Genomic DNA, 15,403 nt, shown 5'->3' on the forward strand with positions numbered 1-15,403 from the left:
AACCGTACGGTGACATTGCTGGATCGTCACCGTATGGTGTCTCGCACGGGAGGTGTCGCATGAGGATCTCGAGCGTCCGTGACCTGCAGGTGCTGGTGCGGGCACGTCGGCGCGACCTCGGGATCACGCAGCAGGAGGCCGCCGACCGGGCGGGAGTCTCGCGCAAGTGGCTGGTGAACTTCGAGAGCGGCACCGCGTCCGCTGTCGAGCTCTCGCTCGTGCTGCGTCTGTTCGCGGCACTCGATCTCCCCCTGGACGTGCCGACCTCCGACGAGGCCGAGGTGGACGCGGAGCCGGTCGGCGAGGACTGGGACCTCGTCGATCTCGACGACCACCTTCGTCGTCTGACGAGCGAGACTCGCGGCCCGCGACCGGTGAGCGACAGGTGAGCGACGTCCTGTACGTGCTGCTCGACGGGCACGTCGCGGCGACGATCCGGCGCGAACGGGGCGACGTCGAGCTGCAGTACACGCCTGAGCACATCCGCCGACGCACCAGGACACCGCTCTCGGTGAGCATGCCTGTGACCTCGCAGACGTACCGGAACACGACCGTCGCACCCTGGCTGGACGGTCTGCTTCCTGACGACGACGCGGTGAGGCGCCGTTGGGGGCGCCGGTTCTCGGTGTCCGCCGGATCGCCGTTCTCGTTGTTGTCGACCCCGATCGGCGAGGAGTGCGCCGGCGCGGCCCGGTTCGTGACTGCCGAGCGGGTCGATGCGATGCTCGCGGGCAAGGGTGATGTGCGGTGGCTGACGGAGGACGAGGTCGGTGCCCGTCTGCGCGAGCTGCTGGCGGACTCCTCAGCGTGGCTCGGGGCGGACTTCTCGGGCCGGTTCTCACTGGCGGGGGCACAGTCGAAGGTCGCGATGGTCTACGACGACAACGCCGACCGGTGGGGTCTTCCCGAGGGGGCTGCCGCGACCAGCCACATCCTCAAGCCGGCGATCTCCGGGCTGGAGGACCACGACCTCAACGAGCACCTGTGCCTGCGCGCGGCCGCTGCGTGCGGGCTGGTGACCGCGCCGTCGAGGATCGTGCGCTTCGCCGGCACCTCGGCGATCGCCGTGACCCGCTACGACAGGGCAGCCGGTGAACCCTGGCTGCGACGCATCCACCAGGAAGACATGTGCCAGGCATCGAGCCTGCACCCGGCCTCGAAGTACCAGAACGACGGCGGCCCGGGAAGCAAGGACGTCGCGACCCTGCTGCGGGCGGTGCTGCCGGCATCGCAGGCCGAGGCCGGGGTGTGGAGACTCTTCGACGCCGTGACCTTCAGCTGGCTGATCGGCGGGACCGACGCGCACGCGAAGAACGACTCGCTGCTGCTGGCCGGCAACCAGGTGGCGCTCGCTCCGCTCTACGACGTCGCGTCGGTCCTGCCCTACGGGTGGACGCTGCAGAAGCTGCGCCTGGCGATGAAGTACGGCGGCGACTACACGCTGCGGACCCGGACGGCGACCATCTGGCCCAAGGTGGCCGCCGAGTTCTCCCTGCCGGTCGAGCAGGTGAGGTCTCGGGCAGGCGCGCTCATGGACGTCGTCCCCGACGCCTTCGCGGAGGCGGCCGCCGACCCGGACGTGAAGGCGTTGGGCAGCGTCCTGCCGACGACGCTCGCGAGCAAGGTGGCCGAACGAGTCACGCAGTGCCGCGAGACGCTCGCCTGACGAACCCCACGCACAGTTGCCGTCACTCCGGCGCGTGCCGGTCGAGGAACCGGTAGACCTCCGTCGTGTCGACCCCGGGGAACACCCCCACAGGCAGCGCGGCGAGCAGCGACGCGTGCGGCCGGGCGCTCGGCCAGGCCTGCGCGGCCCACCGCTGCGCGAGGTCGGCGGGAGGCTGCCGGCAGCACGTCGGGTCGGGGCAGCGGGACTGGGAGCGCTCGGTCGTCTCGCGGCCGCGGAACCACCTGACCTGGGAGAACGGCACCCCGACGCTCACCGAGAAGGCGCCCTGCGACGACGGCTGGACCCGGGACGTGCACCAGTACGTGCCCGACGAGGTGTCGGTGTACTGGTAGTACGGCGAGAACCGGTCGGGCAGCGTGAACACGACGCGGGCCGTCCACTGCCGGCACACGGGCTGCCCCTCGATGGCGCCGAGCGGGTCGGACGGGAACACGACGCCGTCGTTCTCGTACGCCTTGTGCAGGGTGCCGCCCTCGTGGACCTTCATGAAGTGCACCGGGATGCCGAGGTGCCGGGTCGCGAGGTTGGTGAACCGGTGCGCGGCCGTCTCGTAGGGGACGGCGAACGTGTCGCGCAGGTCCTCGACGGACAGCCGCCGCTCGGCCTTCGCCTGCTGCAGGAACGGCACGGCGCCGTCCTCGGGGAGCATGAGCGCGGCGGCCATGTAGTTGGCCTCGACGCGCTGACGCAGGAAGTCGCCGTAGTCGCGCGGCTCGGCGTGGCCGAGCACGTGGCTCGCGAGGGCCTGCAGGAGCGGTGAGCGGGCGTCGGTGACGCCGCCGGTGCCCTGGGACAGGTAGATGCGGCCGTGCGCGAGGTCGGTGACGGACCGGGTGGAGTGCGGCAGGTCCGTGACGTAGTGCAGCGAGAAGCCGAGGTGGGCGGCGACGTCGGCCGTGGCACGCTGCGACAGAGGGCCGCCGGGGTGGTCGATGGCCTTGAGCAGGGTGCGCGCGTGCTCCTCGAGCTCGGGGAAGTAGTTGTCCTGCGCGCGCATGCGGGCCCGCAGGTCGGCGTTGGCGCGGCGGGCCTCCTCGGGGGTCGCGGCGTTCTCGGTGAGGAGGCGCTGGATCTCGGCCTGAAGCCGCACGAGCGCCTCGAGGGCGTCGGGCGGCAGGGAGCGGCTGACCTTGACGGGCGGCACGCCGAGCGACGCGAACAGGGGGCCGCGCTGGGCGCGCTCGAGCTCGACCTCCAGGGCGGCCCGGCGGGTGGGCGGGTCGGTGCGGAGCAGCTCCGAGAGAGGCACGTCGAGGGCGTCGGCGACGAGGCCGAGCAGCGACAGCTTGGGCTCGCGGTGGCCGTTCTCCAGCATCGACACCTGGGAGGGGGCGCGGCCGATGGCGGCACCGAGGTCGTCGAGCGTCATGTCCCGGGCCGTGCGCAGGTGCCGGATGCGGCGGCCGAGGACGAGGGTGTCGATGCCGCCGGCAGGGACGGGCGAGGACGTCGTCGTCATGTGACCACCGTCTCAGTCCGCCACGGCTTCCGTCCAGGAGAAGAACCGCGGATCTTCCCCGCTCCAGACCAGTGATCTGCACGGTTGCGGGGGGCACCGTTGTCCTCAGGCGAGATCGCCGAGAAGAACTGCCGAATCACGGAGGAAGTCATGAGCGAGCACACCAGCCCGACGCCCCGCCCGGGGGACCAGACCCAGACCGCGGCCGAGCTCGCCGCGACCTGGGCGGCCGACCGTCGGTGGGCAGGTGTCAGCCGTTCCTACACGGCGCAGGACGTCGTCGAGCTGCGCGGGTCGGTGCGCGAGGAGCACACGCTCGCCCGTCGCGGGGCCGAGAAGCTGTGGGAGCTGCTGCACAGCCGCACCCACGTCCCGGCGCTCGGCGCGCTCACCGGCAACCAGGCCGTCCAGCAGGTCCGCGCGGGCCTCGAGGCGATCTACCTGTCCGGGTGGCAGGTGGCCGCCGACGCGAACCTGTCCGGCCAGACGTACCCCGACCAGAGCCTGTACCCGGCGAACTCCGTGCCCGCCGTCGTCCGGCGCATCAACAACGCGCTGCTGCGCGCCGACCAGATCGACACCACCGAGAACGGCCGGCGCACCCGCGACTGGCTCGCCCCGATCGTCGCCGACGCGGAGGCCGGGTTCGGCGGCCCGCTCAACGCCTACGAGCTGATGCACTCGATGATCGCGGCCGGCGCCGCAGGCGTGCACTGGGAGGACCAGCTCGCGGCCGAGAAGAAGTGCGGCCACCTCGGCGGCAAGGTGCTCGTCCCGACGTCCCAGCACGTGCGCACGCTGTCGGCGGCCCGGCTCGCGGCGGACGTCGCCGGCGTGCCGACCGTCGTCATCGCGCGGACCGACGCGCTCGCGGCCGACCTCGTCACGTCCGACGCCGACGAGCGCGACCACGAGTTCCTCACGGGGGAGCGGACCTCCGAGGGCTACTACCGGGTGCGGCCGGGGCTCGACGCCGTCGTCGCACGGGCCGAGGCCTACGCGCCGTACTCGGACCTCATCTGGGTCGAGACGTCCACCCCGGACGTCGCGCTCGCGATCGAGTTCGCCGAGCGGATCCACGACAAGTTCCCCGGCAAGCTCCTCGCCTACAACTGCTCGCCGTCGTTCAACTGGCGCCAGCACCTCGACGACACCCAGATCGCGCGGTTCCAGCGCGAGCTCGCCGGGTACGGGTACGCGTTCCAGTTCATCACCCTCGCCGGCTTCCACGCCCTCAACCACTCGATGTTCGACCTCGCCCAGGGGTACGCCACCCGCGGCATGAGCGCGTACGTCGAGCTGCAGGAGTCCGAGTTCGCGTCGGAGGCCCGCGGCTACACCGCGACCCGCCACCAGCGCGAGGTCGGCACCGGCTACTTCGACAAGGTCGCCACCGCGATCACCCCCGACAGCGCCACCCTCGCGCTCGCCGGCTCCACCGAGGCCGCCCAGTTCACCCACTGACGGGCGCCACCCACCCACGTTCCAGGAGACCGCCATGACCCTCACCACCCCGGCCCCCGGCCGGACCCTGCTGACCCATCCGTTCGCCCGGCCGTCGCTCGACGTCACGGGCCTGTCCGTCCCCGGCACCGACGAGATCCTCACGACGGCGGCGCTGGACTTCCTCACCGACCTGCACGCCCAGTTCGCCGGACGACGCCACGAGCTGCTGCTGTCCCGGCAGCGCCGCCGCGACCGGTTCTCCGACGGCGCCGACCCGTCGTTCCTGCCCCTGACCGCGCACCTGCGGGCCGACCCCACCTGGCGGGTCGCCGGGCCCGGACCCGGGCTGGAGGACCGCCGCGTCGAGATCACCGGCCCGACCGACCGGAAGATGACCGTCAACGCCCTCAACTCCGGGGCGAAGGTCTGGCTCGCCGACATGGAGGACGCCACGAGCCCCACCTGGGCGAACGTCGTCGGCGGCCAGCACAGCCTGTTCGACGCGATCCGCGGGCAGGTCGACTTCACGTCGCCGGAGGGCAAGCGCTACGAGGTCGGGGAGCAGACGCCGACGATCGTCTTCCGGCCGCGCGGCTGGCACCTCACCGAGCAGCACGTCCGGTACACCGACCGCGCGGGCCAGACGTACGCGGCGTCGGCGTCGCTCCTCGACGCGGGCCTCTACCTGTTCCACAACGCGCAGGCGCTCATCGACTCCGGCAGCGGCCCGTACCTGTACCTGCCGAAGCTCGAGGGGCACCTCGAGGCGCGGCTGTGGGACGACGTGTTCCGCTTCACCGAGACGTACCTGGGCCTGCGGCACGGCACGATCCGCGCGACCGTCCTCATCGAGACGATCACGGCCGCGTTCGAGATGGAGGAGATCCTCTACGAGCTGCGCGACCACTGCGCGGGCCTCAACGCCGGGCGCTGGGACTACATCTTCAGCGTCATCAAGAACTTCCGGGCCCGCGGCTCCCGGTTCGTGCTGCCCGACCGCTCGCAGGTCACCATGACGGTCCCGTTCATGAAGGCGTACACCGAGCTGCTCGTCGCGACCTGCCACAAGCGGGGCGCGCAGGCCATCGGCGGGATGAGCGCGTTCATCCCGAACCGGCGCGACCCCGAGGTCACCGCCCGGGCGCTGGAGCAGGTCCGCGCCGACAAGCAGCGCGAGGCCGGCCAGGGCTTCGACGGCACCTGGGTCGCCCACCCCGACCTCGTGCCGATCGCCCGCGAGGTGTTCGACGAGGCCCTCGGCGAGCGCGTCGACCAGCGCGACCGGCTGCGCTCCGCCGTCACCGTCACCGCCGCCGAGCTGCTCGACATCGGCTCCGCCGGCGGCACCGTCACCGACACGGGCCTGCGGGCGAACGTCTCCGTCGCCGTCCGCTACCTCGAGGCGTGGCTGCGGGGCGTCGGCGCCGTCGCCATCGACAACCTCATGGAGGACGCCGCCACGGCCGAGATCTCCCGGTCGCAGGTGTGGCAGTGGGTGCACCAGGGCGTCGTCACGGAGACCGGGACGACGATCACGTCCGGCGTCGTCGACCGGCTGCTCGACGAGGTCGTCGCCGAGCAGCCCCGCACCCCCGGGGACCGGTTCGACGACGCGGCCGACCTGTTCCGGCAGGTCGCGCTCGCGGACGACTTCCCGACGTTCCTCACCGTGCCGGCCTACACACAGTTCCTCGTCGAGCGGGGCTGACGTCCCGTTCACCTGGGGGACGAGGGGCACCGGGGGTGCGGCCGCATCGGGCCGCACCCCCGGCGTCGTCCCGCCGGGTCACCGTCACAGCAGGCCCGCGAGCCGGTAGAGGACGAGCGAGCCCGCCACCGCCACGTTGAGGCTCGCGCCGGTGCCCGTCATGGGGATCTCGACGACCTGGTCCAGCAGCGCCAGGGCCTCGGGCGGGATGCCGGTCTGCTCGTGCCCGAGCACCACGACCGTGCGACGACGGGCGGCCGCCAGGTCGCCGAGCCGGATCGCCTCGTCGGCGAGCTCGACCCCGAGCACGACCGACCCGCCGGCGCGCTGCTTGTCGAGCCAACGCGTCACGTTCCCCGTCCAGTGCACGCACGCGGGACGGCGCAGCGTGTTCCCGCGGGCCAGGGCCTCCGGCACCCACGGCAGGCGCGGGACGGCCATGCACGCCCCGACCGCGTCGCACGTGCGCAGGAGGGTCCCGAGGTTGACGCCGTGCAGGGGCCACAACGGCGCCACCACCAGGTGGTCCCAGCAGCCGTGCTCGCGTCGTCGGCGCTGCTGCCGCAGGTCGTCGCGCGAGCGGACCCGGACCGGGCTCGTCGTGCGGGCCGTCACGGGCGGGGGCGGGCGGGCTCTCCGGGGGTGCGGGGGGTCTCGTTCGTCATGAGTGGCGGCGCTTCGCGGCGCGCCGTGGGCCATCGTGGGGGCCGTCGACCGGCCGGAGGCGAAGGGCTCGCAGCCTGCCACAGGCGAGGGGCGGACGGGAAGGGCGGGCGGCCCTACGATCGCGAACGTGATGCCGGTGGCGGACGAGCGTCCGCGTCGTCCCGCGGCGGTCGCGCTCGTCGTGTGCTCGGCCGTCCTGCTCGCCGCCGCCGTCGTCGCGGCCGCGGTCGCCGTCGTCGTGCTCGGGATGCAGTCGGTGCGTCCCTGGGACGACAAGCTCGCCGTGCGCGGCGTGATCAGCCTCGGCTACTGGCTGGTCTGGCTCGCGGCGATCCTCGTGCTCGGCGCCCGCGCCCTCTGGCGGAAGGCACGCGCCGCGATGCTCCGGACGGGGCTCGTGCTCACCGCGCTCGCCGGCGTGTGGGGGCTCGTCGACTCGCTCGTCGAACGGTCGGCCACCTCGGCCCTCGTCGCCGTCGCGGTGCTCGTCGCGGCAGGCGTGCCCCTCGCCCTGCTCCGGCGGCCGTCGATGCGCCGGTGGCGTGCGGCCGTGGCCGTGCCCGTCGCGTCGGATCCCCGGCAGACCTTCCTCGGCCGGTGGGAGGGGCGGCTGAGCCGACCGGTCCTCCGGCAGCTCGTCAAGGTCTGGCTGTCCCCGCTCGTGCTGCTCCTGTCCGCGATCCTCGTCCTCCTCGGGCTCGCCTTCGTGGGGATCGACGAGCCCACGGGCGGCTGGATCGTCCTCGGCGTCGGTGCCACGGGCGTCGTCGCCGCGCTCGTCGTGTGGCCGACCGCGCTGCGAGCGGCGCGACGGCTCCTCGCCGTCGAGCACGGCCTGCCGCCCGACGCCTGCCGGTACGTCGAGTTCCAGGACCCGGTCGTGTTCGACGCGACCCTGCGCCGCGCGGTGCGGGTGTCGGGGAACCGGTCCACCATGATCTCTCTGATTCCGGGAGATAGGACCGTGGAGTGACGAACGCGACCGCGCTGTTCCGCACCGACGTCCAGCACGACGTCCTGCGCGACCTGGTCCTGTCGGCGGACGGCGTCCGCACTGCCGCAGACCTCGCGCGCACCACAGGGCACCCGCACTCGTCCGTCGCGCGCGAGGTCGCTCGGCTCGTCGATGCCGGACTGGTGCACAAGGTCGCCCACGGCCGTCGCAACCTGCTCAGCGTCAACTACGCCGACCCGTTCATGGCCGCGGTCCGGGACGCGTTCACCGCCGAGTCGACGATCGCGTTCGAACGCGACCGTGACGTGCGCTGGTGGCTGACGATCCCTGAGCTCGCGGACCAGCTCCGGGAGCACCTGGCGACCGGTGACACCACCTGGGCCGGACGTGTCCTGTGCGACACGGTCAACCAGGTCCCGCTCGTCGCCGCGCTCGACCAGCTCGACGCCATGCTCGCGACTCCGCAGTCCACCGGTGACGAACGCTGGGACGCCCTGCTCGCCGGGTCGGTGCGCTATCGGCTGCGGCTCCTCGGTCGTCCCGCTCCGGCATGGACCCACCGTGACCCGCTCGCGTCGTGGTGGTGGCCCTCGGGACGCGGCGCACGAGCCGTGCTCGCGATGCAGGACACCCCGCCGGAGCTGTCCCGCCTCGGGATCTGGTTCGACGCCCGGAACTTCACGACCGCGTGAGCCCCGACCCGTCCCTGTCCCGAGAGGACATCCGCGGACTGCTCACCGAGGTGGGCGGGTTCCTGCACGTGCGCGGCTGGACCGCGACCATCTACGTGGCCGGTGGCGCGGCGATGCCGCTGCTGTTCGAGAACCGCGCGACGACGCGCGACATCGACGCGGTCTTCCGCTCCGACAAGGGCCAGCTCGAGGCCGCGATCCGCGACGTCGCGGTCCGGCACGACCTGCCGGTGCAGTGGCTGAACGACAAGGTCACCTCGATGGTCCCGGCAGGCCCCGACGACGAGGCGAGCGAGCTCGTCGTCCCGGGCCTGCGGGTGCTGGTGTCCTCCGAACGGCATCTGCTCGCCATGAAGATGCTCGCCGGACGCGACCGTGACCTGGCCGACCTCGCCCTGCTCTTCTCACGTCTGGGCGTCACGTCGCCGCAGCAGGCCGTGCAGGTCACCGAGGACGTGTTCGGCCCGACGTACCCGGTGGACCCGCCACCCGTGGAGTACCTGCTCGCGCTCGCGACCGACGTCCTGGACGCGCTGTCCTGACGGCGCACGAAGGGGCGCGGAGCCGGTGACCGGTTCCGCGCCCCTTCGTCGTGCTACTTGACGCCGTTCGCCACCGCGGTGATCAGCTCACCGTTCGACGTGTCGCCGGACAGCTCCCAGAAGAAGGCGCCTGCGAGGCCCTTGTTCTTGGCCCACGTCGTCTTGCCGGCGATGGTGCTGGGCGTGTCGTACGACCACCACTCGCTGCCGCACTTGGCGTACGCGGTGCCGCCGACGGTGCCCGTGGCGGGGCAGCGTCCCTTGATCACCTTGTAGTCCTCGATGCCCTGCTCGTACGTGCCCGGGGCGGGGCCGGTCGCCGAGCCGCCGGGGGCGGTCTGCGAGACACCGGTCCAGCCGCGGCCGTAGAAGCCGATGCCGAGCAGGATCTTGTTCGCGGGGACGCCCTTCGAGATGAGCTTGTTGATCGCGTCCTCCGAGTTGAACCCTGCCTGCGGGATGCCGGGGTACGACGTGAGCGGCGAGTGCGGGGCCGTCGGGCCCTGCGGGTTGAACGCGCCGAAGTAGTCGTACGTCATGGGCATGATCCAGTCGAGCTTCTGGGTGGCCGTCGCGTAGTCGGCCGCGTCGATCTTGCCGCCGTTGCTGCCGTCGGCCGTGATCGCCGCCGTGACGAGGAAGCTGCTGCCGAACTTGTTCCGCAGCGCGGTGACCACCTTGTTGAACGCCGCCGGGCCGCTCGAGTCGCAGCTCAGGCCGCACGCGTTCGGGTACTCCCAGTCGATGTCGATGCCGTCGAACAGGCCGTTCCAGCGCGCGTCGTGCACGAGGTTGTAGCAGGAGGTCGCGAACGCCTCCGGGTTGGCCGCGGCCTGCGTGAAGCCGCTCGACCACGTCCAGCCGCCGAACGACCAGATGACCTTGAGGCCGGGGTGCAGGGCCTTCAGCTTCTTGAGCTGGTTGAAGTTGCCGCGCAGCGGCTGGTCCCAGGTGTCGGCGACGCCGTCGACGCTCTGGTCCGCGGTGTACGCCTTGTCGTAGGCGGCGTAGGAGTCACCGACCGCGCACTGGCCGTTCGCGGGGTTGCCGAAGGCGTAGAGGATCGCCGTCATCTTGCTGGCGGAGCCGCTCGTCTCGATGTTCTTGACGTGGTAGTTGCGGCCGTAGACGCCCCACTCGGCGAAGTAGCCGACGACCTTCTTGCCGCCGGGGGGCGGGGTCGTGGGCGTCGTCGTGGGGGTCGGCGTGACCGTCGGGGTGGAGGTGGGGGTCGTCGTCGGGGTGGTGGTGGGCGTGGTCGTGGGGGTCTGCGTCGCCCCCGTCACACAGCTGGCGCCGTTGATCGCACAGCTCGTCGGGCTGGCGTTCGGGCCGGAGGCGATGTAGCCCCACGTCTGCGACGCGCCGGCGGCGAGCGGGACGGCCCAGCCCTTCGCGACGGCCTTGTAGTGGGTGCCGGAGTGGGTGACGTCGGCGTCCCAGAAGCTGCTGACCGTCGCCGTGGCGGGCAGGTCGAACTCGATGGTCCACGCGGTCACGGGAGCGGAGGTGCCGTTGGTGACCTTGACGGAGACCTGGTGGCCGGTGCTCCAGTCACCGGCGGACGTGAACGTCGCTGTGAGCGAGCCGGCGGCGGAGGCCGTCGTGGCGGGGAGGGTGGCGGCGAGGCCGGCGACGAGGGCCGTCACGGCCGTGAGGGCCGCCGCGGCGATGCGCCGTGCCCTGCGGCGCCGGAGGGCGCCGGTCAGTCGTCGCGTGCCGGGGGTGTCCGCGGGGGTGTCATGGGGGGTGGTGCCCATCGTCATCTCCTGGTCCTCGAGGGGTCGTCGTCAGTTCAGGAATATGTAAGGACTGTGTACTAATGGATCACATTGGACGCTAACGCCAGTCACTGGGTGAAGTCAATGGTCGTCCCTGGCAACTGACCGCTGGGAGCGTGCCCAGCGCAGACGCGTCACGAGCGGTGCAGGGGATTGTGACAAGAATGCCGACATCGTTATCGAATCAATGACCGGAAATGCCGCGCCCGCGCGATTTCCCGCGATCGCGGCGCGACCGCCCGGACGGCGTCCACCGGCATGTTCACCGGGCGCCGCCGCGACGGACCGCGCCTCGAGATACCTGCAACCGTGCAGACCCGAGGACCACGGCGCACCCCACCGCCGACGCACCCGTAAAAGCCCGTGCGACCCGGCCGGACGTGCCCGACGAATGGCACCAAAACGGACACGGTGCGGAATTCCTCCCGGCGCTGCGGGCGGCCCGGACGTCGCTCGTGAATGGCCCGTCGACACGGCGGCACCCGGGACGTGCCGCAATGTCGTCACTCGTTCGGTGGAACCTGCGCCCCGAGTCGCCCCGGGCACTCGTCCCGGTCCGCCGCTCGTCAGCCGTCGCCGTCGTCGTCCGCGACGGGCGGCAGGAGCAGCCGGACGCCCCCGTGCCGCACGACGGTCCGCAGCTCGCCGAGCTCGCCCCTGGTCGCGGCGTCGAAGCCGTCTCCCGTGCCGCGGGCGAGCACCGTGGCCGACCCCGACGTGAGGTACGCGGTCGCGTACCGCTGCCAGGGGACGTTGTGCACCCGGGGGACGGGTCGGCCGTGCCGGTCCCGTGCGCCGACGTCGTAGGTGCGGCCGGACACGTCCACGGGCACCGCGCAGCCGTCGGCGAGGTCGCGAGAGAGCACGTCGAGCAGCGCGAGCGTGGCCGGGGAGTCCGACCGGACGCACCCGGTGGCGGGCAGCCGCGCCCGGATCTGGGCGGCGGGGAAGGGCGTCGTCCGCTCCGGTCGGGCGGCACCCGCGGCCAGCACGACGGCCAGGCAGAGCGCGACGGAGGCCGCGACCCGGCCCGGCGCGGGGACGAGGGAGGCCGCCGCGGCGACGACCAGCGCGATCGCCGCCGCGCTGAACGCGGCGTAGTGCGGGAGGTACGACGGCGACGCCAGGAGCACGACGACCTGAGCGGTGGCGAGCGCGACCCACAGCCGACCCCGGCGGCCGCGCCACGCCACCGCCGCCGCGGTCACCACGAGGCACCCGACCACCGCGACGGCGACCCGCGACCCGGCGGCGGACAGCGTCGTCGTGTCCACGCCGAGGATGCCGGCCAGCCGTTCGCCCGGCGTCACCGGGTACCGCGCGCGACCGAGCTGGTCGAGCACCACCAGCCGGAGCATCCGCCCCCCGGCGGCCACGGCGAACGGGAGCACGACGAGCGCGGCAGCCGCCTCGGCCGCGGCGGCGACCCGCAGCGCGGTGCGCCACCCCCGCTCGACGACCTGCCAGCCGAGCACCACGACGAGCGGGACGACGGCCCAGATCTTCACCGTCAGGCCGAGGCCCAGCACGGCGCCGGCCGCCCACGTGAGCCACGACGGCGCCCGCGGCTCGGCGGCGCGCAGGAGCAGCACGACCCCGCCGAGCAGCGTCAGGGTGCCGAGCGGTTCGAGGAGCGTGATCCGTTCCGCGTACGCGGCGCCCGGTGACATCGCGTACAGGACGCCCCCGACGAGCGCGGCCGCCGGACCCCAGCGGCGGGCGACCCGCGTCACGAGCACCGCGTTGAGGGCGCCGACCAGGATGAACGCGAGCCGGGCGACCACCAGCGCCGTCGCGTCGTCCGTCCAGCGGGTCAGCACCGCGAACGGGCTCAGGGCGAGGACGATCCCGGGCGGGTGCAGGAGGAGGAAGTCGCGGTACGGCAGCCGCCCGTGCACGAACGAGACGGCCGCCGCGAAGTACACGCCGTCGTCGTACCCGTGGTACCCGCGCAGCCCGGTCGCACCGCCGACGAGCGTCCAGCGCACGGCGACCGCGAGAGCGGCGACGCCCACGGCGAGCGGACGACCGGGGTGCGACGCGGCCCGCCGTGTCGAGGGTGCGGTCGTCGACCCCATGACGCCAGCCTCGTGCCCCGGCCTGAAGATCCCCTGAGAACGGCGTTGCCGGCGCCGTCGGGCGGCGGTGCGCCGTACGGTGCAGCGTGCGCACCCTGCCGGCCCGGGACGTCCGATGACCACAGCGCCGCTCGGCCGGGTCGTCGTCGCGCTCGTCGTCCTGCTCGCGACCGCGCTGCTCGTCCTGACGGTGGCCCGTGTGCCGGTGCGTCGCGACGCCGCGGTCGCCGCCGTGCGGGCCGCGGCTCAGCTCACGCTCGTGGCGCTCGTCATCGCCTGGGTGTTCCTGCACCCCGGCGGTGTCGTGCTGTACCTGTCGGTGATGCTCGGGGCCGCCGCCTGGACGTCGACGCGGCGGATCGGGCTCGGCACCCGCGTCCTGCCGGTGCTCGTCCTCGCCATCGCCGCAGGGGCCGTCACGGCCGCCGTCCCGGTGCTGGCGAGCGGCGCGCTGCCCCTGCGCGCCGAGACGGTCGTGCCGTTCGCCGCGCAGCTCATCGGCGGTGCCATGACCGCCGCCTCCCTGACCGGTGGGCGGCTGCGGGACGACGTCCGGTCCGAGTGGGACGTCGTCGAGGGGTGGATCGCGCTCGGCGCGACGTCTCGTCAGGCCGTCGCCGCCCAGGCACGCCGCTCGGTGGCCCGGTCCTTGGTGCCGGCGCTCGACCAGACGCGCAGCGCCGGTCTGGTGGTGCTGCCGGGGGCGTTCGTCGGGCTGCTCCTGGGCGGTGCGAGCCCGGCGCAGGCCGCGCAGGTCCAGCTCCTCGTGCTCGTCGGCCTCCTCGCCGCGGAGTCCGTCGCCGCCGTCGTCACCGCGCAGGCGCTGTCACGGCGGGTCGGCGCGCTCCGGCCGACGAGCCCGACGGACTGATGAGCCCGACGGACTGACGGTCACGTCGGGCTGAGGCGCCGGGCGCGGAGCCGTCCGACGACGAACCACGCGACGAGCGCCACCACGACGGCCACGACCACCCACTGGAGGACACCCGCGTACTGCTGGACCACACCCCAGCTCTCCCCCAGCAGGTACCCGGCGCACACGAACACGGTGTTCCAGACGGCACTCCCCGCCGCCGTGAGCAGGAGGAACGTCCCGAGCGGCATCCGCTCGACCCCGGCCGGGACCGAGATGAGGCTGCGGAACACCGGCACCATCCGCCCGACGAAGACGGCGGTCCGGGCGTGCCGCGCGAAGAACGCCTCGGCCCGGTCGACGTCCTGCAGGCTCACCAGCGGGATCCTGCCGAGGAGCGCCCGGGTGCGGTCCCGTCCGACCAGGGCGCCGACGAGGTACAGCACGAGGGCACCCACGACGGACCCTGCGGTGGTCCAGGCGATCGCCTCGACGAGCCCGAACGTGCCCTGGCTCGCCGTGAACCCGGCGAGCGGGAGGATCACCTCGCTCGGCAGGGGCGGGAACACGTTCTCGAGGGCGATCGCGAGAGCGGCGCCGACCACGCCGAGCGTCTCCATCAGGTGCACGGCCCACCCCGCCACGCCCGTGAGGGTCGCCGGGTCGGTGCCGGCGCCGACCGCCGTCGCCAGGGCGCTCACCGGGAGGTCGCGGGGGCCAGGTCCGCCTCCGCCGTCTCGACGTCGCGCCGGGTGATCGTCAGGTAGGTGACGATCGCGGCGATCGCGGCGAGGAAGATCACGCTGGTCGTCGTGGTCCCCAGCCCGAGGCCACCGTCCGCCGTGCTCTGCGACAGCAGGTCGCCGATCGAGGCACCGAGCGGCCGGGTCAGCACGTAGGCGATCCAGAACGCGAGCACGGCACCCATCCCGAACCGGTAGCGGGCGAGCGCGACCACGCCGATCGCCGCCGCGAACAGCACGGTCGAGGCGAGGTACCCGAGCCCCAGGCCCTCGGCGAGCAGGTCGCCCGCGGCCGTGCCCAGCGCGAACGTCAGCAGGATGGCCAGCCAGTAGAAGGCCTCCCGACGGGTCGTGGTGACGGCGTGGATCGACAGGGTGCCCTCGAGCCGGTACCAGACCGCGAACGTCACCCCGAGTGCGACGGCGAACACGACCGTCGTCACCCACAGCGGCACGCCGACCTCGTCGACGAGGTGGTCCGTGACGATCGTGCCGACCACGCTGACCAGCACGACCGCGACCCAGTACACGGGAGCGACGTAGCGGGCGGCGCGGAGCTGGAGGGCGAGGGTCACCACGAGGAGCGCACCGACGACCAGGCCGGCGGCGGTGAGCGTCATGCCGACCGTGCCGGTGAGGTAGTCGGCGAACGTCTCGCCCACGGTGGTCGCGAGCACCTTGATCACCCAGAAGAACACGGTGATCTCGGGGACCTTGTTCAGGACGCGTCGCGCGGTGGGTGCGAGCTCGGAGGTGTTCGATGTCATGCACGCAGCGTCGACGACGCATG

14 protein-coding genes are annotated in these 15,403 nt (G+C 72.9%); 8 read left to right on the plus strand and 6 right to left on the minus strand.

What is annotated here, in order from left to right; genetic code table 11:
• The first annotated feature begins 59 nt into the window (after positions 1 to 59).
• Complete coding sequence (locus tag Cch01nite_RS07565) at positions 60 to 389, plus strand: helix-turn-helix domain-containing protein (RefSeq protein WP_203750659.1); 330 nt, start codon at positions 60 to 62, stop codon at positions 387 to 389.
• Complete coding sequence (locus Cch01nite_RS07570; protein ID WP_203750661.1) at positions 386 to 1,666, plus strand: type II toxin-antitoxin system HipA family toxin; 1,281 nt, start codon at positions 386 to 388, stop codon at positions 1,664 to 1,666. The genes Cch01nite_RS07565 and Cch01nite_RS07570 overlap by 4 nt, the downstream gene beginning before the upstream one ends.
• A 22-nt stretch (positions 1,667 to 1,688) precedes the next feature.
• Here the strand turns inward: Cch01nite_RS07570 and Cch01nite_RS07575 are convergent, their stop codons facing one another.
• Positions 1,689 to 3,149: an XRE family transcriptional regulator gene (locus Cch01nite_RS07575; protein ID WP_203750664.1), complete on the minus strand. Its 1,461-nt coding sequence runs from the start codon at positions 3,147 to 3,149 to the stop codon at positions 1,689 to 1,691.
• 150 nt (positions 3,150 to 3,299) lie between these two features.
• On the opposite strand from Cch01nite_RS07575, the gene aceA reads away from it, so the two are divergent.
• Together aceA and aceB are read left to right on the plus strand one after the other, a co-directional pair.
• Positions 3,300 to 4,613 carry an isocitrate lyase gene (aceA, locus tag Cch01nite_RS07580; protein WP_203750666.1) on the plus strand — a complete coding sequence of 438 codons (1,314 nt, stop codon included), beginning with the start codon at positions 3,300 to 3,302 and terminating at the stop codon, positions 4,611 to 4,613.
• Between the two features lie 34 nt (positions 4,614 to 4,647).
• A complete protein-coding gene (gene aceB, locus Cch01nite_RS07585; RefSeq protein ID WP_203750668.1) occupies positions 4,648 to 6,303 on the plus strand; it encodes a malate synthase A in 1,656 nt (551 codons plus the stop codon).
• 84 nt (positions 6,304 to 6,387) lie between these two features.
• Here aceB and Cch01nite_RS07590 read toward each other — a convergent pair whose 3' ends face one another.
• On the minus strand, positions 6,388 to 6,918 hold the full coding sequence (locus tag Cch01nite_RS07590; protein ID WP_239070026.1) for a TrmH family RNA methyltransferase: 531 nt from the start codon (positions 6,916 to 6,918) through the stop codon (positions 6,388 to 6,390).
• 178 nt (positions 6,919 to 7,096) lie between these two features.
• Between Cch01nite_RS07590 and Cch01nite_RS07595 the strand changes: the two genes are divergently transcribed.
• The 3 genes from Cch01nite_RS07595 to Cch01nite_RS07605 are packed head-to-tail and all read left to right on the plus strand — an operon-like array spanning position 7,097 to position 9,158.
• Complete coding sequence (locus tag Cch01nite_RS07595) at positions 7,097 to 7,942, plus strand: hypothetical protein (protein ID WP_203750673.1); 846 nt, start codon at positions 7,097 to 7,099, stop codon at positions 7,940 to 7,942.
• Positions 7,939 to 8,616 carry a helix-turn-helix transcriptional regulator gene (locus Cch01nite_RS07600; protein WP_203750676.1) on the plus strand — a complete coding sequence of 226 codons (678 nt, stop codon included), beginning with the start codon at positions 7,939 to 7,941 and terminating at the stop codon, positions 8,614 to 8,616. Before Cch01nite_RS07595 ends, Cch01nite_RS07600 begins: the two co-directional genes overlap by 4 nt.
• Positions 8,613 to 9,158 carry a hypothetical protein gene (locus Cch01nite_RS07605; RefSeq protein WP_203750679.1) on the plus strand — a complete coding sequence of 182 codons (546 nt, stop codon included), beginning with the start codon at positions 8,613 to 8,615 and terminating at the stop codon, positions 9,156 to 9,158. The genes Cch01nite_RS07600 and Cch01nite_RS07605 overlap by 4 nt, the downstream gene beginning before the upstream one ends.
• Positions 9,159 to 9,211: 53 nt before the next feature.
• Here the strand turns inward: Cch01nite_RS07605 and Cch01nite_RS07610 are convergent, their stop codons facing one another.
• Positions 9,212 to 10,918, minus strand: a complete 1,707-nt coding sequence (locus Cch01nite_RS07610; RefSeq protein WP_203750682.1) for a glycosyl hydrolase family 18 protein — start codon at positions 10,916 to 10,918, stop codon at positions 9,212 to 9,214.
• 587 nt (positions 10,919 to 11,505) lie between these two features.
• A complete protein-coding gene (locus Cch01nite_RS07615; RefSeq protein ID WP_203750686.1) occupies positions 11,506 to 13,017 on the minus strand; it encodes an ArnT family glycosyltransferase in 1,512 nt (503 codons plus the stop codon).
• A 115-nt stretch (positions 13,018 to 13,132) separates the two neighbouring features.
• Between Cch01nite_RS07615 and Cch01nite_RS07620 the strand changes: the two genes are divergently transcribed.
• A complete protein-coding gene (locus tag Cch01nite_RS07620; RefSeq protein WP_203750689.1) occupies positions 13,133 to 13,888 on the plus strand; it encodes an ABC transporter permease in 756 nt (251 codons plus the stop codon).
• Positions 13,889 to 13,908: 20 nt separating this feature from the next.
• Here the strand turns inward: Cch01nite_RS07620 and Cch01nite_RS07625 are convergent, their stop codons facing one another.
• Together Cch01nite_RS07625 and Cch01nite_RS07630 are read right to left on the minus strand one after the other, a co-directional pair.
• Positions 13,909 to 14,571, minus strand: a complete 663-nt coding sequence (locus Cch01nite_RS07625; RefSeq protein WP_373309862.1) for a DedA family protein — start codon at positions 14,569 to 14,571, stop codon at positions 13,909 to 13,911.
• On the minus strand, positions 14,568 to 15,380 hold the full coding sequence (locus Cch01nite_RS07630; RefSeq protein WP_203750692.1) for a COG4705 family protein: 813 nt from the start codon (positions 15,378 to 15,380) through the stop codon (positions 14,568 to 14,570). The genes Cch01nite_RS07625 and Cch01nite_RS07630 overlap by 4 nt, the downstream gene beginning before the upstream one ends.
• Positions 15,381 to 15,403: the final 23 nt, after the last annotated feature.

Source organism: Cellulomonas chitinilytica (assembly GCF_016862675.1).
Classification (GTDB): Bacteria; Actinomycetota; Actinomycetes; order Actinomycetales; family Cellulomonadaceae; genus Cellulomonas; species Cellulomonas chitinilytica.